This window comes from Azospirillum canadense (assembly GCF_025961225.1).
Classification (GTDB): domain Bacteria; phylum Pseudomonadota; class Alphaproteobacteria; order Azospirillales; family Azospirillaceae; genus Azospirillum; species Azospirillum canadense.
This window is the reverse complement of sequence record NZ_JAOQNG010000001.1, coordinates 2,656,657-2,678,761: the sequence shown is the minus strand read 5'-3', so window position 1 is coordinate 2,678,761 and position 22,105 is coordinate 2,656,657. Positions and strand designations below refer to the sequence as shown.

Here is a 22,105-nt window from a genome sequence, read left to right as displayed (position 1 = left end):
CTTCCGAATTTCGCTCAAATTCCTAATGGTGATCTTGGCCGGACGGGTGAGACCCCACATTCTCCGGAAGTCCGTCCCGTTCGTGGGCGGACGATCCCCACTCAATCAGGAAGGGAAGGCCCTCCCCGGGCCGCGTTCGCATGCTCCAACGCCGGATGTCATACAACATCAATGAGTTGCGCGGCCTCGCCTGCTTCCTGCTCGTCGCCTACCATGTGGTCGGCGTTCCGGGGTCGGGGATGCAGGTCGGCGACGATAGCTGGTATCGCTACGTGACCAGCAGCTTCGAGCCGATCCGGATGCCGCTGTTCACCTTCCTGTCGGGCCTCGTCTACGCCTTCCGCCCGGCGACGGGCGATCGGCTGGGGGCCTTCTACGGCAAGAAGCTGCGGCGGCTGCTGATCCCCTTCGTGACAATCTCCACCCTGTTCTACCTGATGCAGGCGATGGCCCCCGGCGCGCACGGGGCCTACGCGCCGACGGAGATATGGCGGATCTACGTCTTTTCCTACGCGCACTTCTGGTACTTGCAGTCGCTGTTCCTGATCTTCCTGCTGGTCGGGGCACTGGACGGCTTTGCGATCACGACGCGGCCGCTGCCCTTCCTGGCGCTGTTCACCGTGGCGCTCGCCGCCTGCCTGACGCTCAGCGTGCCGGACAACCCCTTCTCGGTGAACGAGGCGATGATCCTGCTGCCCCACTTCCTGCTGGGCGTGGCCTTCACCCGCTTCCCCGACCTGTTCCGCCGGCCGGAGATGATCGGCCTGACGGTGACCGGGCTGGTGCTGGGCATCGCGATGCACCAGACGGCGCTGGTGGACCACCGGGCGATGGCCTGGGGCAGCCCGGTGCCGGTGCTCTGCGGCATGTGCGGGGCGATGGCGTTGCTGCGGGTGATGCCGTCCAGCGCTTTCTTCCGGCGGATCGGCGGGCATTCCTACAGCATCTACCTGCACCACGCCTTCTTCACCGCCGGCGCCCGCATCCTGGCGCAACGCCTGCACCTGCCGGATCTGGCGCTGTTCCTCGCGGCGCTGATCGCCGGCATCGCCGGCCCGATGCTGCTGGAGGCCCTGGCGTCGCAGAAGCCGATCACGAAGGTGGCGCTGGTGGGGAAGGTATGAGGGGGGCAGCGCCCCCTCATCCGATTACCGCCCCAGCAACGCCTTCGCCTTCTCCGCGATCTGATCCAGCGGCACCTCGACCTGCTCGCCCTTGACCAGATGCTTCAGGGTGGCGGTGCCGCGGGCTTTCTCGTCCGATCCCATCAGGACCACGACCGGAATGCCCGCGCGGTCCGCGTACTTCATCTGCTTGGCGATCTTGCCGCCGTCCAGCTGGATTTCCGTGTTGATGCCGGCCGCGCGCAGCGTCGTCGCCAGACCGTAGTAGTCGGCGGACAGCGCCGGGTCCATCTGGGTCACCAGCACCTCGGCCGTGGCGCCGCCGTCCTTGATGATGCCGGCTTCCATCAGCTGGTAGAACAGGCGCGTGGCCCCGATGGAGATGCCAACGCCCGGCAGCTTCGACTTGGTGTAGTGGCTCGCCAGATTGTCGTAGCGGCCGCCGGAGCAGACGCTGCCGATGCCCGGATGGTCGTTCAGGAAGGTCTCGTAGACCGTGCCGGTGTAGTAGTCGAGCCCGCGCGCGATGGCGAGGTTGATGCGCACCACGCCGTCCGGCACCTGGAAGGCCTTCAGCCCCTCGATGACCGTGGTCAGCTCCGACACGCCCTGGCGGAAAGTCTCGTTCTCGATGCCCAGCGCGTTCAGCGCGGCCAGCGTCTCCTCGTTCGTGCCCTTGGCGTCGATCAGGGACAGGATCTTCTCCGCGGCGTCCGGCGCCATGCCGAGGCCCGTCAGGCTGTCGCGCACCTTGTCGCGGCCGATCTTGTCCAGCTTGTCGATCTCGCGCAGGACCAGGACGCGCTTTTCGGCGTCGTCGACGCCCAGCCCGTCAAGCAGGCCCAGCAGGACCTTGCGGTTGTTCACGTTGATGGTGAAGCCGCCGAAGTCCAGCTCGCGGAAGACGTGGTAGATGACCGCCGGGATTTCCGCGTCGTAGTGCGGCGACAGGCTGTCCTTGCCGATCACGTCGATGTCGCACTGGTAGAATTCGCGGAAGCGGCCGCGCTGCGCACGCTCCCCGCGGTAGACGCGCTGGATCTGGTAGCGGCGGAAGGGGAAGGCGAGGTCGCGCTCATGCTCCGCCACATAGCGGGCGAGCGGCACGGTCAGGTCGAAGCGCAGCGCGATGTCCGGCTTGTGGCCCTGCTGGATCGCGCCGGTGGACTGCACGAAATAGACCTGCTTCTCCGTCTCGCCGCCGGACTTGGTCAGCAGCGTTTCCACCGTCTCGAAGACCGGTGTTTCGACGGGGACGAAGCCGAACCGCTCGTAGCCGCGGCGGATGGTGTCGAGCAGACGCTGGAAGGCCACCTGCTGGCGCGGCAGCAGCTCCATCGTTCCGGGCGGGGTGCGGGGGGTGATCAGGCTCATCGGCGCGGGTCCGGCTTCGAAGATCTCACGGAAGGGCACGGTTTTAGCGGCTTTCCGTCAAGGCCGGAAGGGGCTAGAACACCGGCAACCCCAGTTCTTGTCCGCGCCGGAGCCGCCATGCCCACCGATCGCCTCGTCCTTCGCCGTCCCGACGACTGGCACGTGCACCTGCGCGACGGCGCCATGCTGAAGGCCGTGCTGCCCTTCACCGCCCGCCAGTTCGGCCGCGCCATCATCATGCCGAACCTGAAGCCGCCGGTGACCAAGGCGGCCGACGCCGTGGCCTATCGGGAGCGCATCCTGGCGGCCCTGCCGGACGGCATGTCCTTCACGCCGCTGATGACCGCCTACCTGACCGACGGCACCGACGCCGACGACCTGGCGCAGGGCTTCCAGGACGGCGTCTTCACCGCGGCCAAGCTCTACCCGGCCAACGCCACCACCAACAGCGCGCACGGCGTCACCGACCTCGGCAAGATCGCCGGCGTGCTGGAGCGCATGGCCGAGATCGGCATGCCGCTGCTGATCCACGGCGAGGTCACCGACGCCCACGTCGACATCTTCGACCGTGAGGCCGTGTTCATCGACAAAGTGCTGAGCCCGCTGCTGGAGCGGCACAAGACCCTGCGCGTGGTGCTGGAGCATTGCACCACGGCCGAGGCCGTGGCCTTCGTGTGCGACCACGCTACCTCCGGTCGGGTGGGAGCGACCATCACCGCGCACCACCTGCTGATCAACCGCAGCCACATCTTCCAGGGCGGCATCCGCCCGCACCTCTACTGCCTGCCGATCGCCAAGCGCGAGACGCATCGCGTGGCCCTGCTGGAGGCCGCGACGTCGGGCGAGGGGCCGTTCTTCCTGGGCACCGACACCGCCCCGCACGCCGTCACCGCGAAGGAGAGCGCCTGCGGCTGCGCCGGCTGCTTCACCGCCGCCAACGCCCTGGAACTCTACGCCGAGGCCTTCGAGCAGGCGGGTGCGCTGGACAAGCTGGAGGCCTTCGCCAGCCTGAACGGTCCGCGCTTCTACGGCCTGCCGGTCGCCGAGGACAAGGTCGTGCTGGAGCGCACGGAGTCGACCACGCCGGACATCGTGCTGACCGCCGACGGCGACGCCGTGCTGCCCTTCCGCAGCGGCGAGACCACGCGCTGGTCCTTCGCCGGGGCGGCCTGACCAGTGGCGGCGGGCGGCCTCGATGGCCTTATCGCCAAGGCCTACGGCGTCACCCTCGACACTCTGGGGGAATGCCCGACGCGCGAGGGCGTGCTGGCCGCCATCCGCGCCGGGCATGAAGCGGCGCAAGGCCTGATCGACGGCATCGCGGCGGATGTGGCGACGTCCGGCCGGCGCGTCGGCTGCAAGTCCGGCTGTGCCTTCTGCTGCCACCAGCACATCGCCGTCGGCCCGGCGGAGCTGTTGGGCATGTTTGACGCCGTCACCTCCTGGGCGCCGGAGCGGCAAGCCGAACTGCGCCGCCGCCTGGACCAGGACGCCCCGCGCATCGCCGCCCTCGGCCACGCGGAGCGGCGCGCGGCGCGCATTCCCTGCGCCATGCTGGACCGCAAGACGGGCCTGTGCACGGCCTACGCAGCGCGGCCGATCCCCTGCCGCTCCCACCTGTCGCTGCTGCGCACAGCCTGCGAGCGGGAATTCCGCAACAAGGGCACGCTCCGCCCTGGCGACAAGCCGGTCCCCGTGCTGCAAGAGCCGAAACCGCTGGCCGGCGCCGTCCTCGTCGCGGTGGAATTGGCGCTGGACGCCCGCGGATTGAGCGTGGAGCCGACCGAACTGTCGCTAGGCCTGCACACCGCGCTTTGCGACCCGACCCTGTTCGACCGCTGGCTGGCCGGCGAGTCCCCCTTCCCGGTGCTGGCACCTCCACCGGAGAGCCGCCGCGCGCGGCTGGGCCTGACCTACACGGCGATGATCCGCGCGGAGCGGGAGCGGTTGGTGGGACAGGGGGTGATCTGAATACCTAATTGGGGGGGAGTGGTGGCGTTGGGCCACCACTCCCCCCAAACGCTAGAACAAACTTCCCTGCACCGGCGCGCGCGCGGGCTTCTTCGGCTCCGCCTTGGGCTTCTCCGCCCTGGGCTTCGGCGCTGGCGCGGCTTCCACCTTCGGCGCGCCGTCCACCGTCGCGGCGGCCTTGCCGTCGGCGAAGACCAGTGAGACGGACAAGCCCGGCGTGGCCTGCGCCGCGCTGGTCAGCGGCTTCCCGTCGGCCGCTTCCACCAGCGCGAAGCCTCGCGCCAGCACGCCCTTGTAGGAATAGCTTTCCAGCAGCTGCCCGATAGCGTTCAGCTTGGCCCCCCGGTCCTCCACGGACTTGCCGTAGCTGCGGTCCAGCCGGGGTTTGAGGTCCTCCAGCCGCCGGCCGCCCTCGCTGACCTTGATGCGGACGGGGGAGAGCGTCAGTCGGGCGCCCACGCGCTCGTACCGGCCGCGCGCGGCCATCACCGCTTGGCGCAGCGCGCCGTCCAGCGCGCGGCTTTCCGACGCCAGCCGCTCGCCGGCCTGCATCAGCTTCTCCCGCGGGTGGCGAAGCTTCGCGCCCAACTCTCCAACACGCGTACGGCGGCGCTCCAGAAGAGTGGCGGCGGCGAGCGTCAGCCGCTCCGCCCGGTCGTCCAGCCGCTGGGCGTGGCCCTCCAGCAGGGCGCGCGGGTCGCCGAGGCCGCGGGCGAGCCCCTCCACCCGTGTGCGTCGCTCCGCGATCAGGCGGTTGGCGCAGCCGAGCAGGCGCCGCTCGTCGTCCAGCACCTGGGCCAGCAGCTCCGCCCGCACCGGCACGGCCATCTCCGCCGCCGCGGTCGGGGTCGGCGCGCGGCGGTCGGAGGCGAAGTCGATCAGCGTGGTGTCGGTCTCGTGCCCCACGGCGGAGATCAGCGGGATGCGACTGGCCGCCGCGGCGCGGACCACATTCTCCTCGTTGAAGGCCATCAGGTCCTCCAGCGAGCCGCCGCCGCGCGCGACGATCAGCAGGTCGGGCCGCGGCACACGCCCCCCCGGCTGGATGCGGTTGAAGCCCTCGATCGCCGCGGTCACCTCAGCCGCCGCGCGCTCGCCCTGCACGGCGACCGGCCACAGCAGCACCCGGCGTGGGAAGCGGTCGTGCAGCCGGTGCAAAATGTCGCGGATGACCGCCCCGGTGGGCGAGGTGATCACGCCGATGACGTCCGGCAGGAAGGGGATGGGCTTCTTGCGGTCGGCGTCGAACAGCCCTTCCGCCGCGAGGCGCCTCTTCCGCTCCTCCAGCATCTTCAGGAGGGCGCCTTCGCCGGCCAGCTCCATCGACTCGATGATCAGCTGGTATTGCGAGCGGCCCGGGTAGGTGGTCATGCGGCCGGTGACGATGACCTCCAGCCCTTCCTCCGGGCGGATGGCCAGCTTCGACACGGTGCCGCGCCAGCAGACCGCCTCGATCACCGCCGTGTCGTCCTTGAGCCGCAGATAGCAGTGGCCGGAACTGTGCTTCTTGGGCTGCGAGATCTCCCCGCGCACCCGGACGAAGCCGAACTCGTCCTCGATCGTGCGCTTCAGGCGCCGGGCGAGGTCGCCGACCGTGAACTCCGGCAGGTTGGAGCCGGGGCGTGGTTCGGGCGCGATCAGGGGCGGGGTCGTATCAAGGTCTTGAGTCATGGCGGCACCATGATACAAGGCGCGGTGTCGGCAACAAGCGTGGAAGGACGGGGTGCCATGAAAGTCCTGGTCGTCGGGTCGGGTGGGCGCGAGCACGCGCTGTGCTGGGCCATTCAGAACTCGCCGCTCTGCGACAAGCTGTACTGCGCCCCCGGCAACGCCGGAATCGCGGACGTCGCGGAGTGCGTCGCCATCGGTTCCGAGGATGTGGACTCGCTGGTCCGCTTTGCCAGTGACAACGCGATCGATTTCGTCGTCGTCGGGCCGGAGGGGCCGCTGGTCCTCGGTCTCGTGGACAAGCTGACGGCGATCGGCATCAAGGCCTTCGGTCCCAGCGCGGCGGCGGCGGAGCTTGAAGGCTCCAAGGGTTTCATGAAGGACATCCTGGCCAAGTACGGCGTACCGACCGCCGCCTACGGCCGTTTCAAGGAGGTGGAGGCCGCCAAGGACTTCGTCCGCAAGAACGGCGCCCCCATCGTTGTGAAGGCCGACGGGCTTGCCGCCGGCAAGGGCGTGACCGTCGCCCGCACGGAGGAGGAGGCCTTCGCCGCCATTGACGAGGCGCTGGTCGAGGGCCGCTTCGGCGCCGCTGGCGCGGAAGTGGTGGTGGAAGAGTTCCTGGACGGGGAGGAGGTCAGCTTCTTCGCGCTGTGCGACGGCGAATCGGCGCTGCCGCTGGTTTCCGCCCAGGACCACAAGGCGGTGGGCGACGGCGACACTGGCCCGAACACCGGCGGCATGGGCGCCTACTCCCCCGCGCCGGCGCTGACGCCGGACCTCCAGGCCCGCGTGATGCGCGAGATCGTCGAGCCGACCGTCAAGGGGATGGCCGCGGAGGGCCGTCCCTTCAAGGGCGTGCTGTTCGCCGGCTTGATGATCGTGAAGGACGCCGCGGGCAACCCGGTGCCGAAGACGCTGGAGTTCAACGTCCGCTTCGGCGACCCGGAATGCCAGACGCTGATGATGCGCCTGAAGTCCGACGCGCTGGCTGCCTTGGTCGCCGCGGCCGACGGTCAGCTGAAGAACATCGACCTGCGCTGGCACGACCAGACCGCACTGTGCGTCGTCATGGCCGCCAAGGGCTACCCCGGCGACTACGTCAAGAACACGGAGATTCGGGGCATCGAGGCCGCCAACGCGGTGGAGGGCGTCACCGTCTTCCACGCTGGCACGAAGCGCGCGGAGGATGGCCGGGTGCTGTCGACGGGCGGCCGCGTGCTGGGGGTGACGGCGCTGGCCCCGACGGTGGTGGAGGCGCAGACGCGGGCTTACACGGCCGTGGACGCGCTGGACTGGCCGGACGGCTTCTGCCGCCGCGACATCGGCTGGCGGGCGGTGGGGCGCTAAAGCGAATTTGCATTCGCTTTAGATTCATGCATTCGCTTTAGATTCATATGACCTCATTCGCCGGTCGGGCTTCGGCCGCATGAGCGGCCGGGCCCGCCGTCGCGGTCCAAAGCGGATTGCAATCCGCTTTAACGGCACCACCGAGGCGTTTCGGGCAAAGAAAAGGCGCCTTGCGGCGCCTTCAGGAGACCGAGGGCCAGAGGCCCCCGGCGAGCGGGTGCGGAAGAAGAGTTCCCTTCCGCTTCCCTTTGCGATCAGACTTTTAAAATCACACGTCCAGCAGCAGGCGGCGCGGATCCTCGATGCACTCCTTGATGCGCACGAGGAAGGTGACCGCTTCCTTGCCGTCGATGATGCGGTGGTCGTAGGACAGGGCCAGGTACATCATCGGGCGGATCTCGATCTTCCCGTTGACGACGACCGGACGCTCCTGGGTCTTGTGCATGCCCAGGATGGCCGACTGCGGCGGGTTGATGATCGGGGTCGACATCAGCGAACCGTAGACGCCGCCGTTGGAGATGGTGAAGGTGCCGCCAGTCAGCTCGTCCATCGACAGCTTGCCGTCGCGGCCCTTCTTGCCCAGTTCACCGATCTTCCCCTCGATGTCGGCGAAGCCCATTTTGTCGGCGTCGCGGACAATCGGAACCACCAAGCCCTGCGGCGTGCCGACGGCAACGCCGATGTCGTAGTAGTTCTTGTAGACGACGTCGGTGCCGTCGATCTCGGCGTTGACGGCCGGGATCTCCTTCAGCGCCTGGATGGCGGCCTTCACGAAGAAGGACATGAAGCCGAGCCGCACCTTGTGGCGCTTCTCGAAGTAGTCCTTGTACTCGTTGCGCAGCGCCATGACGTTGGTCATGTCCACCTCGTTGAAGGTGGTCAGCATGGCGGCGCTGTTCTGCGCCTCCTTCAGGCGCTCCGCGATGCGCTGGCGCAGGCGGGTCATGCGGACCCGCTCCTCCTGCGCGGCGCGCGGGCGGTCGCCGGCGGTGCCGGCGGTCCACTGGTACTTCTGCGGGGCCGGGGCGGCGGCCGGCGCGGCGGCGGGGGCCGCTGGCTTGGCGACGTGGTCGATCACGTCGCCCTTGGTGATGCGGCCATCCTTGCCGGAGCCGGCAATCTTCGACGCGTCGAGGCCCTTCTCCTCGACCAGCTTGCGGGCGGCCGGGCCGGCGTCAGCCAGAGCCGCGACGGAAGCGCCCGCCGGAGCGGCGGCAACCGGAGCGGGGGCGGCAGCGCCGGCCGCGGCCGGCGCGGCGGCGGCCGGGGCCGCGGCGGCAACCGCACCCTCGCCGATGACGCCCAGCAGGGCGGCGACGCCGACGTTCGCGCCTTCCGGAGCGACGATCTCGGCCAGCGTGCCGGCGGCCGGCGCGTTGACCTCAAGCGTGACCTTGTCGGTCTCCAGTTCGACCAGCGGCTCGTCGGCGGCGACCGGCTGGCCGACCTGCTTCAGCCAACGGGCGACGGTGGCCTCGGAGACCGACTCGCCCAGCGTGGGGACCTTGATTTCGGTAGCCATTTGTTCCTCTTGATCTTTCTTGTTTTACGCTTGGGCGTGGGTCAGCGGATGGTCAGGGCGTCTTCCAGGAGCTTGGCCTGCTCCTGGTTGTGGCGCTTCAGCAGGCCGGTGGCCGGCGACGCGGCGGCGATGCGGCCAACGTAGCTGGGGCGGCGCGCCTTGTGCTCGATCGACATCAAAGCGCCTTCCAGGCGGCGGTCGACGAAGGTCCAGTAGCCCTGGTTCTCCGGCTCCTCCTGGCACCACACGACCTCGGCGTTCGGATAGCGGGCGAACTCCTCGGTCAGGGCGGAGCGGGGGAAGGGATAGAGCTGCTCCAGGCGGATGATCGCCACATCCTTGATGCCGCGCGCCGCGCGCTCCTGCAGCAGGTCATAGTAGACCTTGCCGGTGCAGACCACGATGCGGCGAATCTGCTCGGCCGGCAGCAGCTCGGCCGGCGCCGTCTCGCCGATCACCCGGCGGAAATGCGAGCCCTCGGCCAGCTCCGCCAGCGAGGAGATGCACAGCTTGTGGCGCAGCAGCGACTTCGGCGTGAACAGGACCATCGGCTTGCGGAACGGCCGGCGGACCTGGCGGCGGAAGGCGTGGAACAGGTTCGCCGGGGTCGTCAGGTTGCAGATCTGCCAGTTGTCCTCGGCCGACATCTGCAGGAAGCGCTCCGGACGGGCGGAGGAGTGCTCCGGACCCTGGCCCTCGTAGCCGTGCGGCAGAAGCATGACGAGGCCCGACATGCGCAGCCACTTCGACTCGCCCGACGAGATGAACTGGTCGATGATGGTTTGGGCGGTGTTGGCGAAGTCACCGAACTGCGCTTCCCACAGCACGAGGCTGTGCGGTTCGGCCAGCGAATAGCCGTACTCGAAGCCGACGACGGCCGCTTCGGACAGCGGACTGTCGTGCACCTCGAACGGGCCCTGGTCCGGACGCAGGTGATTCAGCGGGATGTACTTGTTCTCGTTGTTTTGGTCGTACATCACCGCGTGGCGGTGCGAGAAGGTGCCGCGGCCGGAATCCTGGCCCGACAGGCGGACGCCGTTGCCCTCGACGAGCAGCGTGCCGTAGGCCAGCGCCTCGGCGGTCGACCAGTCGATGCCCTCGCCGGTCTCCAGGGACTTCTTCTTGGCCTCCAGCTGGCGGGCGATCTTGGAATTGATCGCGAAGTCCTTCGGATAGTCGCAGAGCTTGAAGCCGACTTCCTTCAGCACGTCGAGCGCCACGCCGGTGTTGCCCTTGCGCTCGTCGTCGGTCTTGGCGGCCTCCAAGCCCGACCACTTGCCTTCCAGCCAGTCGGCCTTGTTCGGCTTGAAGGAGTTGGCGGCCTCGAACTCGCCTTCCAGCTTCTTCATGAAGTCCTGGACCATCTGGTCGGACTCGGCCTGGGTGAGGACGTTCTCCTCCACCAGCTGCTTGGCGTACAGCTCGCGCGTGGTCGCGTGGGCGCGGATCTTCTTGTACATCAGCGGCTGGGTGAAGCCCGGCTCGTCGCCCTCGTTGTGACCATGGCGGCGGTAGCAGACCATGTCGATCACGACGTCCCGCTTGAACTTCTGGCGGAACTCGGTGGCGATGCGGCTGATGTGGACGACCGATTCCGGATCGTCGCCGTTCACGTGGAAGATCGGCGCCTGCACCATCTTCGCCATGTCGGAGCAGTAGACGCCCGAGCGCGAGTAGGTCGGGTTCGTCGTGAAGCCGATCTGGTTGTTGATGATGAAGTGCATGGTGCCGCCGGTGCGGTAGCCGCGCAGCTCCGACAGGCCCAGCGTCTCGGCCACGATGCCCTGGCCGGCGAAGGCGGCGTCACCGTGGATCAGCACGCCCATCACCTGCTCGCGCTCCAGGTCATGGCGCTGCGCCTGCTTGGCGCGCACCTTGCCCAGCACGACCGGGTTCACCCACTCCAGGTGCGAGGGGTTGGCGGTCAGCGACAGGTGGACGATGTTGCCGTTGAAGTCGCGGTCCGACGAGGTGCCCAGGTGGTACTTCACGTCGCCCGAGCCCTGCACGTCCTGCGGGCTGGACGGGTTGCCCTGGAACTCCGAGAAGACCGCTGCGAAGGGCTTGCCCATGAAGTTGGTCAGCACGTTCAGGCGACCGCGGTGGGCCATGCCGACGACCGCTTCCCGCAGGCCGAGCTGGCCGCCGCGCTTCAGGATCTGCTCCAGCGCGGGGATCATCGACTCGCCGCCCTCAAGGCCGAAGCGCTTGGTGCCGGTGTACTTCAGCTGCAGGAACTTCTCGAAGCCCTCGGCGGCGATGAGGCGCTCGTAGATGGCGCGCTTGCCGTTCACCGTGAAGTCGGTGTGGTTGCGGCCGCCCTCGATGCGCTCCTGGATCCAGGCCTTTTCTTCCGGGTCCTGGATGTGCATGAACTCGACGCCGATGTTCCCGCAGTAGGTCTTCTGCAGGATCTCAAGGATCTGGCGCAGCGACGCCGATTCCAGGCCCAGCGAATAGTTCAGGAAGATCGGGCGATCCATGTCGCCCGGGCCGAAGCCGTAGGTCGCCGGGTCCAGTTCCGGGTGCGGCTCGCGCTTTTCAAGCTGCAGCGGGTCGAAATGCGCGTTCATGTGGCCGCGCACGCGGTAGACGCGGATGAGCATCAGGGCGCGGATGCTGTCCAGCGTGGCCGCGCGCAGCTGCTGGTGGCTGATGCCGCCGTACACCTGCTGGGTGTGGGCGACCAGCGCGCCGTTGCCGTTGGCCGGGCCAGGGGCCGGCGCCTCGAACGAGGCCGCGACGGGGTCCAGCGTGCCGTTGCCCAGACCGTCCTCCAGGCCCCAGGACGGGCCGTTCAGTTCGGTGAGCACGGCGCGGGAGTCGTCGTCCAGCTCCTTGAAGAAGCCGTTCCAGCTCGGATCCACCGAGGAGGGGTCCTTCAGGAAGCGCGCGTACAACTCCGCAACATATTCGGCGTTCGAGCCGAACAGGAACGAGGTCTTCTCCAGATTGACCGACATGTCATTGCCTCGGGCGTTTCGCCCGGTTCCCTCTGAGTGTTTTTATTCGTCCCTGCCGGGGGCAAGCGGCCCTTGGATCCCATGTTTCGCGGGATCCAAGGGCCACCGGACCCGTGGCAGGGCGTGCGGGGGAGCAAGTCCCCCGCTTTTGCCTGCCTAAATCAGCCCTTGAAGACCTTGAGCATGGTGGAACCCAGGCTGGCCGGGCTGTCGGCGACGGTGATGCCGGCCGACTTCATGAACTCGATCTTGAAGTCGGCGGTGTCGTTGCCGCCGGAGATCACCGCACCCGCATGGCCCATGCGGCGGCCCGGAGGCGCCGTGCGACCGGCGATGAAGCCGACCACCGGCTTCTTGGTGCCGGAGTCCTTGATGAACTCCGCGCCCTTGACCTCGGCGTCGCCGCCGATCTCGCCGATCATGATGATGCCCTCGGTCTCCGGGTCCTTCAGGAACAGCTCCAGGCTGTCCACGAAGTTGGTGCCGTTGACCGGGTCGCCGCCGATGCCGATGCAGGTCGTCTGCCCCAGCCCGGCGGCCGTGGTCTGCGCCACCGCCTCATAGGTAAGCGTGCCGGAGCGCGAGACAATGCCGATCTTGCCGCGCTTGTGGATGTGGCCCGGCATGATGCCGATCTTGCACTCGTCGGGCGTGATGATGCCCGGGCAGTTCGGCCCGATCAGACGGGTCTTGGAGTTGCCCAGCGCGCGCTTGACGCGGACCATGTCGAGCACCGGGATGCCCTCGGTGATGCAGACCACCAGCGGGATCTCGGCGTCGATCGCCTCCAGGATGGCGTCGGCCGCGAAGGGCGGCGGCACGTAGATCACCGACGCGTTGGCGCCGGTCTTCTCGACCGCGTCGGCCACCGTGTCGAACACCGGCAGGTCGAGGTGCTTGGTGCCGCCCTTGCCCGGGGTGACGCCGCCGACCATCTTCGTGCCGTAGGCGATCGCCTGCTCCGAATGGAAGGTGCCCTGGGCTCCGGTGAAGCCCTGGCAGATCACCTTCGTGTTCTTATCGACGAGAACAGCCATCTTACGCGGCCTCCTTCACGGCCTTGACCACCTTGTCGGCGGCATCGGCGAGGTTGTCGGCCGACAGGATCGGCAGACCGGACTCGCTGAGGATCTTCTTGCCCAGCTCGACGTTCGTGCCTTCCAGGCGGACGACCAGCGGAACGTGCAGGTGCACCTCGCGGGCAGCGGCGACCACGCCTTCGGCGATGACGTCGCAGCGCATGATGCCGCCGAAGATGTTGACCAGGATGCCTTCGACGTTCGGGTCGGACAGGATCAGCTTGAAGGCCGCGGTGACGCGCTCCTTCGTGGCGCCGCCGCCGACGTCGAGGAAGTTGGCCGGCTCGCCGCCGTACAGCTTGATGATGTCCATGGTGGCCATCGCCAGGCCGGCGCCGTTCACCATGCAGCCGATGTTGCCGTCGAGCTTGACGTAGTTGAGGCTGTGCTTGGCCGCCTCGATCTCCGCCGGATCCTCTTCGGCCTCGTCGCGCAGCTCTTCCACGTCCTTGTGACGGAACAGCGCGTTGTCGTCGAAGCTCATCTTGGCATCGAGCGCCAGGATGTCGCCGGCGCCGGTGACGATCAGCGGGTTGATCTCGACGATGGCGCAGTCCAGGTCGATGAAGGCCTGGTAGGCGGCGGTGATGAACTTGGCGGCGGCCCCCACCTGCTTGCCTTCCAGGCCCAGCGCGAAGGCGATCTTGCGGGTGTGGAAGCCCTGGACGCCGGTCGCCGGATCGACGGCGACCTTGATGATCTTCTCCGGCGTGTTGTGGGCGACCTCTTCGATCTCCATGCCGCCTTCGGTCGAGGCCATGATGGTGACGCGGCCGGTGGCGCGATCGATCAGCAGGCCGAGGTACAGCTCGCGCTTGATGTCCGCGCCTTCCTCGACGTAGATGCGCTTGACTTCCCGGCCTTCCGCGCCGGTCTGCTTGGTGACCAGGACGTGGCCCAGCATCTCGCCGGCGTTCTTGCCGACCTCTTCGATGGACTTGACGACGCGGACGCCGCCCTTGCCCTCGGGGTTGTCCTTGAAGCGGCCGGCGCCACGGCCGCCCGCGTGGATCTGGGACTTCACGACCCACACCGGGCCGCCCAGCTCGCGGGCCACGGTCTCGGCTTCCTGAGGCGTGTAGGCGACGCCGCCGCGGGGAACCGCGACGCCGTACTTCTTCAGCAGGCCTTTGGCCTGGTACTCATGGATATTCATCGGGCGTCCATCTGTTTTTTTGGTCGGCTGACGATGGGCGGAATAAGAGCAGGCGTTTCCTGCATGCCGGCGCGCAAAGGCGAAAGACCAAGGAAAGGCTTACGCCCTTTGGCGCGCAGGACCGCGGTTACTGTACCACCCGGGACGGACGGTGCAATCGTCCGTCCCGGGCAATAAAGCCGCAGGCCAAGAGCAGACAGAAAACAGGCCGCCTTAGGAGGCGGCCTTCTCAGCCTGCTGCTTCTTGACCACCTCGACGAGCTGCTTCACAGCGTCGACCGAGTGGTCGAACATCTTCTTCTCTTCGGCGGAGAGGTCGATCTCGATGATCTTCTCGACACCACCGGCGCCGATGATCGTCGGGACGCCGACGTAGAGGTCGTTCTGGCCGTACTGGCCGGTCAGGTAGGCGGCGACCGGAACGACGCGCTTCTGGTCCTTCAGGTAGGACTCGGCCATCTGGATGGCGGACGCGGCCGGGGCGTAGAAGGCCGAGCCGGTCTTCAGCAGCTTGACGATCTCCGCACCGCCGTCGCGGGTGCGCTGCACGATGGCGTCCAGCTTCTCCTGCGTGGTCCAGCCCATCTTGACCAGGTCCGGCAGCGGAATGCCGGCAACGGTCGAGTAGCGGACGAGCGGGACCATGGTGTCGCCGTGGCCGCCCAGCACGAAGGCGGTGACGTCCTCGACGGAGACCTTGAACTCATCGGCCAGGAAGTAGCGGAAGCGGGCCGAGTCGAGCACGCCGGCCATGCCGACCACGCGCTCCGGCGGCAGGCCGGACGCCTGCTGAAGCACCCACACCATCACGTCCAGCGGGTTCGTGATGACGATGACGAAGGCGTTCGGGGCGTACTTCTTGATGTTCTCGCCGACGGTCTGGCAGACGCCGGTGTTGATGCCGATCAGGTCGTCGCGGCTCATGCCCGGCTTGCGCGGCACGCCGGCGGTGACGATCACGACGTCGGCGCCCTCGATGACCGAATAGTCGTTGCCGCCGCTGAGCTTGGCGTTGAAGCCTTCGACCGGGGAGGTTTCGGCGAGGTCGAGGGCCTTGCCTTCCGGCATGCCTTCCGCGATGTCGAACAGGACGACGTCGCCGAGTTCCTTCTGAGCAGCGAGCAGAGCCAGCGTGCCGCCAATCTGGCCGGCGCCGACGAGCGCAATCTTCTTGCGAGCCATGGAGCGTTCCCTAAGCGTGAGCGTCCCCCATTCAGCGGAGGACAGAACCGATTGAGTTTAGCGTCCTAGGGATCCAGCGCCCTGAGATTTCGAGGCCGGTTCCTAGCGCGATTCCGCGCCGAGGGCAAGCGTGACCGCAAGCACGGTCGCGGAACTCAGCATCGATTACGGCGAATGGCCGGAACCGCAAACAGGAATTTGGCGTTCGGCCGTCGATCCGCTACACTTTTCACGCTTTGATGACGATTGTTCCAAACGGGAGATTCCGAGCATGAGCCGCTTCGCACCGGCCTTTTTCCTGTCCACCGTCCTGGCCCTCGGCGGAGGCGGCGCGGCGCTGGGACAAACCGTCGCAGACTATGACGCGGCCCTTGCCAAGGCTCCGGTCATCGACGCGCAGCCGGCGGCGACGCTGTCCTATTGCCGCGTCGTGATGAACTACACCTTCACGTCGATCCCGTCGGGGGAGCGCAGCGGCATCGTCGCGCCGCTCTGGGCCTTCAGCCAGGGCACCAACCCGGAGATCGCCCGCAAGCGCGAGATCTGCGAGCAGGTCCGCCAACAGGCGGTGATCCAGTTCGACGCCGGCACCGGGGAGGAGATCGTCACCCCGCCGAAGATGACCGACACCAACGCCAACCCGCCCTACAACCCCGACCTCTACGGCCCGGCCGGCGGTCCGCGCGAGCCGATGCCGGGCGACCGCCGCTCGCGCCGCCCCGCGGGGATCACTCCGCAGCAGTAACAAGACCGTTCTGCGGGGTGCGGTCCCTCACTGCACCCCGTACAGCGCGAGGTGCCGGACCATCTCCGCCGGCGAGAGCGGGTAGGCGGTGCCTTGCCGCGCGTTCAGCACCGCGCGCGGCGGGATGGCGGCGGCGCGCGCCTGCACCTGCATGGCGCAGCGCATGGAATAGCCGGCTCGCCAGACCAGAGCCGTCACGGCGCGCGGGTCGCCCGACGCCAGGATGTCGTCCACCGCCGTGGGATGGACGACGGCGCGCAGGGCCAGCGCCGCGCGCACGAAATCCACTTCGTTCCAGGACAGGGCGTCGCCCAGCACCGTCTCGTCTAGCCCGTCCCGGCTGTGCAGGCGCAGGGCGCGGCGCTGCGGCGACTCGGTGGCGTCACGCTCCTCGACCCAGTCCACGCGGCGTCGGGTGACAGCGGCGACCTCCGCCGCGGTGGCGACGTCGACGTCGGCGCGGGTGAGCAGCAAGTCCAGGACGGAGGCGTCCACGACGTCGGCGAGGCGGAGGACGAGGCGCCGGGGCAGGGCGGGTCGGCGGGCCAGCCGTTCCTGCCAGTCGCGGGGCCGGCTGGCGGAGTTCTCCACCAGCGCCTCCAGCGTGTCCTCCGGGATGATGGCGCCGTTGTTGTCCAGCAGCACGCCGGTCGCCTCGGGATCGCCCGTCCCGACGATGGCGGAAGACACCGGGCCGCTGACCCGGTCGCGCTGGGCGATGGCGGTCAGCGCCCAGCCCGCGGGGTGGGTGGCGACGATGTCCAGCAGGTCGTCATCGGTCAGGCCGGCGCAGTAATGCAGGATTGGCTCCGCCACCGACCGCTCGACGTCGCGGGCGAGCGACCGCACGACCGAGGGCGGCGCGCAGGCGATGTCCTTCATGGCGGTGGCGAGCGCCGCGCGCACATGGGTCACGTGGTCGCGGGTCAGTTGCTCCAGCGCGCGCAACGCGACCGTGGTCACGGTGTCGTGGTCGTCCGGCGGCAGGTCGGGCAGCAGGCGGCACAGCTTGCGCGCCAGCAGGACCCGAACGCTGGCGTCGCCCATGCCGGCCAGCCGCGATTCGACCAGGGCCGTGCCGACCCGGCGGCCGACCGCGGCGGGGGAGGGGCGTTGGGAGAAGGGAGTCTCGAACAGGTAATCCAGCAATTCGGGCGCCACGCCGTCGCCGGAATCCCGCGAGGTGCCGTCTTCATCCGGGTCCGGCGCGCCCGCCGGCCCGGGTCGCGCCGCGCTGGCCTTGCGCGACTGCATGGGCTCATCCAACGCCACGCCGGTTAACGGGGCGCTAATGCGCCGGCCTGCGGCCCGATTTTGTCACCGAGGAGCATTCCGGCAGAAAAAAAGGCCGCAGCCCGTGAGGGCGCGGCCTTTGAGAGTTTAGGGAGGAAACGCACTGCAAAAGCAGTAACGAGAGAGATATTAGTCCGCAGGCCCCGGCGATGGTAATACCAAGTTGGTATTGGTGCAGTGCAGCGTGCGCATGGCGGTGGCGGAATAAAATGTTGTTTGCACACGGTCTGTGCAGGAACTCGCCGGTTTGCACGATGCGGGGCAGCGGCGGCGATTGGTGGAAACACGAACGATCGAAGTCCGGCATTGTTGCAGCCGAAACGAGGACACGGCGAACTCTGGACGGCCGGCCCCGAAGTCTTCCCAAAACACCGCGGGCCGGCGTTTCGGCCGGCCTGCGGTTGTGTTCTGATGCGTAATTGCGCCGTCAGGCGGCCAGTTTCCCGCGGATCAGCGCCTTGGTCTCGTCCAGGCCGTAGAGCTGGATGAAGGAGCCCATGCGCGGCCCGGTGGTCTGGCCCAGCAGCACCTCGTAGAGCGCCTGGAACCAAGCGCGCAGCTCGGTGAAGCCATGCTCCTTGCCGACGGCGAAGACCTCGTTCTGGATGACGTCGCCGGCGGCGTCCGCGGGCAGGGCCTCCAGCCGCTTCAGCAGATCCTCCAGCGCGGCGCGCTCGGCGTCGGTGGGGGCGCGATACTGCTTCGTCGGCTTCACGAGATCCTGGTAGTAGCGGACGGCGTAGCCGACCAGCTTGTCCAGGAAGGGGCTGTTCTCCGGCGTCGCCTCGGGCGCGTAGCGGCTGATGAAGCCCCACATGACGTCCTTGGTCTCGGCGTTCGCCGCGCCCGCCAGGTTCAGCAGCAGGTTGAAGGACACGTCGGAACGCACCGCCGGCGCCGTGCCGTTGTGGATGTGCCAGGCCGGGTTCTCCAGCGCCTTGGCCGGCTCCTCCACCGGCAGCTTGGCGACGAAGGCCAGATACTCGTCCACCGCGCGCGGGATCACGTCGAAGTAGAGGCGCTTGGCCGACTTCGGCTTCTGGAACATGTAGAGGGCGAGGCTTTCCGGCGGCGCGTAAGCCAGCCATTCCTCCATGGTCAGGCCGTTGCCCTTGGACTTGGAGATCTTCTGCCCCTTGTCGTCCAGGAACAGCTCGTAGTTGAAGCCCTGCGGCGCGGTGCCGTCGAGGATGTTGACGATCTTGCCGGCCAGTTCCGCGGACGGGATCAGGTCCTTGCCGTACATTTCATAGTCCACGCCCAGCGCGTACCAGCGCATGCCCCAGTCGGGCTTCCACTGCAGCTTGACGTGGCCGCCGGTCACGGGAACCTCGACCTTCTTGCCGTCCTCGTCCTGGAAGACGATGGTGCCGGCCTCCACGTTGCGCTCAAGGACGGGCACCTGGAGGACGCGGCCGCTGGAGGGGGAAACCGGCAGGAACGGGCTGTAGGTCTGCTGACGCTCCTCACCCAGCGTCGGCAGCATCACCGCCATGATCTCGTCGTAGTTGCGCAGCACGCCGAGCAGAGCGTCGTCGAAACGGCCGGACTTGTACCAGTCGGTGGAGGACTGGAACTCGTACTCGAAGCCGAAGCCGTCGAGGAAGGCGCGCAGGCGCGCGTTGTTGTGCGCGCCGAAGCTCTCGTGCGTGCCAAACGGGTCGGGGACCTGGGTCAGCGGCTTGCCGAGGTTGGCGGCGACCAACTCCTTGTTCGGGATGTTGTCCGGCACCTTGCGCAGGCCGTCCATGTCGTCCGAGAAGCAGAAGAGCTTCGTCGGGATGTCGCTCATCCGCTGGAAGGCTTGGCGGACCATGGTGGTGCGCGCCACCTCGCCGAAAGTGCCGATGTGCGGCAGGCCCGAGGGGCCGTAGCCGGTTTCGAACAGGACGTAGCCTTTGGCCGGCGGCGCTTTCGCGAAGCGCGCGACGAGTTTGCGCGCCTCCTCGAACGGCCACGCCTTTGCCTGCAACGCCAGTTCCCGCTCGCCGGTCATGGTAGAGCCCCTTCAAACTCGAAATCTGTGAGAAAGCCAGGGACCCTAGGGCGGACGAGGCCGTCCGTCAACCGCCGGCCGATGCGGTGGCGGCCCGTTACGACGTTGATCGCACTTGCCCAAACGGGACGGAGCGCGCAGATCCGGGAGGGGAATGTTCCCGTCGAGGACCGGAATGAGCTGGCTCTACCTGACCGTCGCCATCGCCTTCGAGATCGTCGGCACCGTGTCGATGAAGATGTCCGAGGGCATGACGCGCCTGTGGCCGAGCGTGGCGGTGGTGGCCTGCTACGTCGTGGCCTTCGCCATGCTGGCCCAGGCCCTGAAGGAGATCGAGGTCGGCGTCGCCTACGCCATCTGGTCGGCCGTGGGAACGGCGACCATCGCCGCCATCGGCATCTGGGTCTTCGGGGAGCAGGCCAGCCTGCTGAAGCTCGCCGGGATCCTGCTGATCGTCGCGGGGGTGGTCAGCCTGCGGATGGCGGGCGGCGGGGCGTGAGCCACGTCGCGCGCCTTCGCCTTTCCGTCATGGAACAGCTCGTCAGTGGAACACCTCAAGGCCGGCCGGCAGGTGCGCCGGCGTCTTGCCGCGGAGCATCTGCTCGATCGCCTTGATTCCGGTCATCATGGTCGTTTCCGAAATGGGCTTGGTCATGGAGCCGAGCGCCACGTCGCGGCCGGATCGGGCCCGCTCCCCGTCGCTGCTGATGAACACCACGGGCAGGCCGTAGCGCTTGTGCAGCACGCGGGCGCAGTCCAACCCAGAGGATTGTCCTTCCAGGTTGATGTCCATCAGAACCAAGTCGATCCGCCCGCCGTGATCGGCGCGCATGACCTCGGCCGTCGAGGCGAAAGGCCCGACCACCTGATGCCCGCAGAACCGCAGAACGGTTTCGACGGACAACGCCGCCAGGGCGTCGTCCTCCACAATCATCACTTTCATAAGCTATCTCCCGCCTCTGACCATCCGACTTATCGCGTCGGCGTTGTTGACAGCGAACAGGCCGGGATCCCGGGCGTTCCGGGGCATCAAGAGAGATTTCGGGGGGAGTCACCACTTTTGGTCGCTGGTGAACGGCCCAGCTTTCGGATGGCGCGCGCCGCTCAGCGGTTGCCCAGCCGCATCCCATACTCGGCCATCGCCTGGATCACGCCGCGCAGTTCCAGCCCCAGCGGGGTGAGGGTGTATTCGGTCTTCGGCGGCACGCAGGGGTGAACGGTCCGGGCGACGAGCCCCTGATCCTCCAGCATGCGCAGCCGTTCGGTCAGAACCTTGGGGCTGATGCCGGGCAGCGCCTTCTGCATCTCGCCGAACCGCTTCGTGCCGGGCAGCAGTTCGCGCACGATCAGGGTGGTCCATTTCCCTTCGATGATCGCGGCGGTGCGCGCCACCGGGCATTCGGGCGTGCAGTCCGCAGTTTCGTGCTGGGCCTCGTGCTGATCGGTCATGCGGCATCCTGTCCCGGTCGAACGACTGTTTCATAGTTACCAAAAGGTACCTACTATCCGAATGGATAGCGTGGTGGCTATGGTCGCGTCAACCCGCGACCTGCCACAGGGCCGCCACTCCGGAAGGACCGCAATCCATGCTGAAAGCCCGCGCGGCCTGCGCCGTTACTGTTCTCGTCGGCGTTTCGCAACTGATCCTCGGGATCGCCTTTCTCGGTTTCCCCACCGCCATGTACGAGACCATGGGGATCGCCGTCCCAAGTCAGGGGGTCAACTACATCCTGGCCATGCTGTCGGCCTGGTTCCTGGTGTACGGCGCGGTGATGCTGATGATCCTGCGCGACCTGCCGCGCCATCGCCTGTGGCTGGACGGCATGGTGGCGATCCAGGCGATCGACTTCGCGACCGGCGCCTTCCACGTCGCCGCCGGTGCCGTGCCGCTGGACGCTGCGGCCTTTCCGATGGTCAACGCCGCCGTCTTTGCCATCGCCCTGCTGCTGGTCCGCCCGCGGCCGTCCGCAGCGTCAGCCTTGCGGGCCGGCCCCCTGCGGACCAGCCCCTTGGGAGTCGACCATGCGTGACGCGCTGCATCGCATCGGCCTGCTGGCCCTGCTGGCGGCGGACGCGCCGCGCCTGTTCGCCACGTTGGACGCGCTGCCCTGGTACGGCGGGATGCTTCGGTCCTGGGTCGACTGGACCGGCCTGCGCCCAGGCCTCAGCGTGCTGGAGGTAGGCTGCGGCCCCGGCGCCCTGTGCCGCGCGATGGCCGAGCGGGGCTGCGGTGTGACCGGCATCGACCGCTCCCCCGCCATGGTCCGCAGCGCCCGCCGCCGCGTGACCGGCACGCCCACCGCGACCATCCTGGCGGGCAGCCTGCCGGACCTGCCGGTTGCCGCCGGGCGGTTCGATCTCGTGCTGGCGGCGTCCCTGTTGAACGTCGTGTCCGACCGTGTGGCAGCGTTGCGCAGCATGGTCCGCGCCGCTCGCGGCGGTGGCACGGTGTCCGCCCTGTTCCCCACGCCCAACCTGCTGGTTTTGGCGCCGGAACGCGCCGCCGCCTGGGGACTGACCGGCTTTTCCAAGGCCGCCCTGGTCCAATGGTCCCGCAGCGCGCGAACGGTGGCGCTGGAGGACGGCGTCGGGCTGTTCGAAGCGGCGGGGTTGCGGGACATCCAGGCGCAGAGTTTTCTGGATGGGATGGTGGGTGCGGTCATGGGGCGGGCGGAGGCTTGA

General features: G+C 68.0%; 19 protein-coding genes. 8 read left to right on the top strand and 11 right to left on the bottom strand.

Annotation, left to right across the window (positions count from 1 at the left end; all coding sequences use genetic code 11):
• Nucleotides 1-155: 155 nt before the first annotated feature.
• Complete coding sequence (locus M2351_RS12740) at nucleotides 156-1,124, top strand: acyltransferase family protein (RefSeq protein ID WP_264656421.1); 969 nt, start codon at nucleotides 156-158, stop codon at nucleotides 1,122-1,124.
• A gap of 24 nt (nucleotides 1,125-1,148) precedes the next feature.
• On the opposite strand, the gene hisS is transcribed toward M2351_RS12740, so the two are convergent.
• Nucleotides 1,149-2,498, bottom strand: a complete 1,350-nt coding sequence (hisS, locus tag M2351_RS12735) for a histidine--tRNA ligase (protein ID WP_264656420.1) — start codon at nucleotides 2,496-2,498, stop codon at nucleotides 1,149-1,151.
• A gap of 117 nt (nucleotides 2,499-2,615) precedes the next feature.
• Between hisS and pyrC the strand changes: the two genes are divergently transcribed.
• Together pyrC and M2351_RS12725 are read left to right on the top strand one after the other, a co-directional pair.
• Nucleotides 2,616-3,671 carry a dihydroorotase gene (gene pyrC / locus M2351_RS12730; protein WP_264656419.1) on the top strand — a complete coding sequence of 352 codons (1,056 nt, stop codon included), beginning with the start codon at nucleotides 2,616-2,618 and terminating at the stop codon, nucleotides 3,669-3,671.
• Nucleotides 3,672-3,674: 3 nt separating this feature from the next.
• Nucleotides 3,675-4,469, top strand: coding sequence for a YkgJ family cysteine cluster protein (locus M2351_RS12725; RefSeq protein WP_264656418.1), 795 nt, complete (start codon nucleotides 3,675-3,677; stop codon nucleotides 4,467-4,469).
• Between the two features lie 51 nt (nucleotides 4,470-4,520).
• On the opposite strand, the gene xseA is transcribed toward M2351_RS12725, so the two are convergent.
• On the bottom strand, nucleotides 4,521-6,140 hold the full coding sequence (xseA, locus tag M2351_RS12720; RefSeq protein ID WP_264656417.1) for an exodeoxyribonuclease VII large subunit: 1,620 nt from the start codon (nucleotides 6,138-6,140) through the stop codon (nucleotides 4,521-4,523).
• A gap of 57 nt (nucleotides 6,141-6,197) precedes the next feature.
• Here xseA and purD point away from each other — a divergent pair, with 57 nt between their 5' ends.
• Nucleotides 6,198-7,487, top strand: a complete 1,290-nt coding sequence (gene purD, locus M2351_RS12715) for a phosphoribosylamine--glycine ligase (protein ID WP_264656416.1) — start codon at nucleotides 6,198-6,200, stop codon at nucleotides 7,485-7,487.
• A 268-nt stretch (nucleotides 7,488-7,755) separates the two neighbouring features.
• On the opposite strand, the gene odhB is transcribed toward purD, so the two are convergent.
• From odhB to mdh, 5 genes are all read right to left on the bottom strand, one after another.
• Nucleotides 7,756-9,009 (bottom strand): 2-oxoglutarate dehydrogenase complex dihydrolipoyllysine-residue succinyltransferase, encoded by a 1,254-nt coding sequence (gene odhB, locus M2351_RS12710; protein WP_264656415.1) that lies wholly within the window; start codon nucleotides 9,007-9,009, stop codon nucleotides 7,756-7,758.
• 41 nt (nucleotides 9,010-9,050) lie between these two features.
• The gene (locus tag M2351_RS12705; RefSeq protein WP_264656414.1) at nucleotides 9,051-11,972 is read right to left on the bottom strand and encodes a 2-oxoglutarate dehydrogenase E1 component; all 2,922 of its coding nucleotides are present in this window, start codon (nucleotides 11,970-11,972) and stop codon (nucleotides 9,051-9,053) included.
• Between the two features lie 161 nt (nucleotides 11,973-12,133).
• Nucleotides 12,134-13,009 carry a succinate--CoA ligase subunit alpha gene (gene sucD / locus M2351_RS12700; protein ID WP_209766979.1) on the bottom strand — a complete coding sequence of 292 codons (876 nt, stop codon included), beginning with the start codon at nucleotides 13,007-13,009 and terminating at the stop codon, nucleotides 12,134-12,136.
• Nucleotide 13,010: 1 nt separating this feature from the next.
• Nucleotides 13,011-14,207 carry an ADP-forming succinate--CoA ligase subunit beta gene (gene sucC / locus M2351_RS12695; RefSeq protein ID WP_264656413.1) on the bottom strand — a complete coding sequence of 399 codons (1,197 nt, stop codon included), beginning with the start codon at nucleotides 14,205-14,207 and terminating at the stop codon, nucleotides 13,011-13,013.
• Nucleotides 14,208-14,420: 213 nt separating this feature from the next.
• The gene (mdh, locus tag M2351_RS12690; RefSeq protein ID WP_014241628.1) at nucleotides 14,421-15,389 is read right to left on the bottom strand and encodes a malate dehydrogenase; all 969 of its coding nucleotides are present in this window, start codon (nucleotides 15,387-15,389) and stop codon (nucleotides 14,421-14,423) included.
• A 271-nt stretch (nucleotides 15,390-15,660) separates the two neighbouring features.
• Between mdh and M2351_RS12685 the strand changes: the two genes are divergently transcribed.
• Entirely contained in the window at nucleotides 15,661-16,134 is a 474-nt protein-coding gene (locus tag M2351_RS12685) for a hypothetical protein (protein ID WP_264656412.1), read from the top strand.
• Nucleotides 16,135-16,161: 27 nt separating this feature from the next.
• Here the strand turns inward: M2351_RS12685 and M2351_RS12680 are convergent, their stop codons facing one another.
• On the bottom strand, nucleotides 16,162-17,388 hold the full coding sequence (locus M2351_RS12680) for a DUF2336 domain-containing protein (protein ID WP_264656411.1): 1,227 nt from the start codon (nucleotides 17,386-17,388) through the stop codon (nucleotides 16,162-16,164).
• Between the two features lie 466 nt (nucleotides 17,389-17,854).
• The gene (locus tag M2351_RS12675; protein WP_264656410.1) at nucleotides 17,855-19,423 is read right to left on the bottom strand and encodes a lysine--tRNA ligase; all 1,569 of its coding nucleotides are present in this window, start codon (nucleotides 19,421-19,423) and stop codon (nucleotides 17,855-17,857) included.
• Between the two features lie 175 nt (nucleotides 19,424-19,598).
• On the opposite strand from M2351_RS12675, the gene M2351_RS12670 reads away from it, so the two are divergent.
• The gene (locus M2351_RS12670; protein ID WP_264656409.1) at nucleotides 19,599-19,922 is read left to right on the top strand and encodes a DMT family transporter; all 324 of its coding nucleotides are present in this window, start codon (nucleotides 19,599-19,601) and stop codon (nucleotides 19,920-19,922) included.
• A 42-nt stretch (nucleotides 19,923-19,964) separates the two neighbouring features.
• Here the strand turns inward: M2351_RS12670 and M2351_RS12665 are convergent, their stop codons facing one another.
• Complete coding sequence (locus M2351_RS12665; RefSeq protein ID WP_264656408.1) at nucleotides 19,965-20,366, bottom strand: response regulator; 402 nt, start codon at nucleotides 20,364-20,366, stop codon at nucleotides 19,965-19,967.
• A gap of 161 nt (nucleotides 20,367-20,527) precedes the next feature.
• Nucleotides 20,528-20,872 carry a winged helix-turn-helix transcriptional regulator gene (locus tag M2351_RS12660; protein WP_264656407.1) on the bottom strand — a complete coding sequence of 115 codons (345 nt, stop codon included), beginning with the start codon at nucleotides 20,870-20,872 and terminating at the stop codon, nucleotides 20,528-20,530.
• A gap of 137 nt (nucleotides 20,873-21,009) precedes the next feature.
• On the opposite strand from M2351_RS12660, the gene M2351_RS12655 reads away from it, so the two are divergent.
• On the top strand, nucleotides 21,010-21,453 hold the full coding sequence (locus M2351_RS12655; protein WP_264656406.1) for a hypothetical protein: 444 nt from the start codon (nucleotides 21,010-21,012) through the stop codon (nucleotides 21,451-21,453).
• Entirely contained in the window at nucleotides 21,446-22,105 is a 660-nt protein-coding gene (locus tag M2351_RS12650) for a class I SAM-dependent methyltransferase (RefSeq protein WP_264656405.1), read from the top strand. The genes M2351_RS12655 and M2351_RS12650 overlap by 8 nt, the downstream gene beginning before the upstream one ends.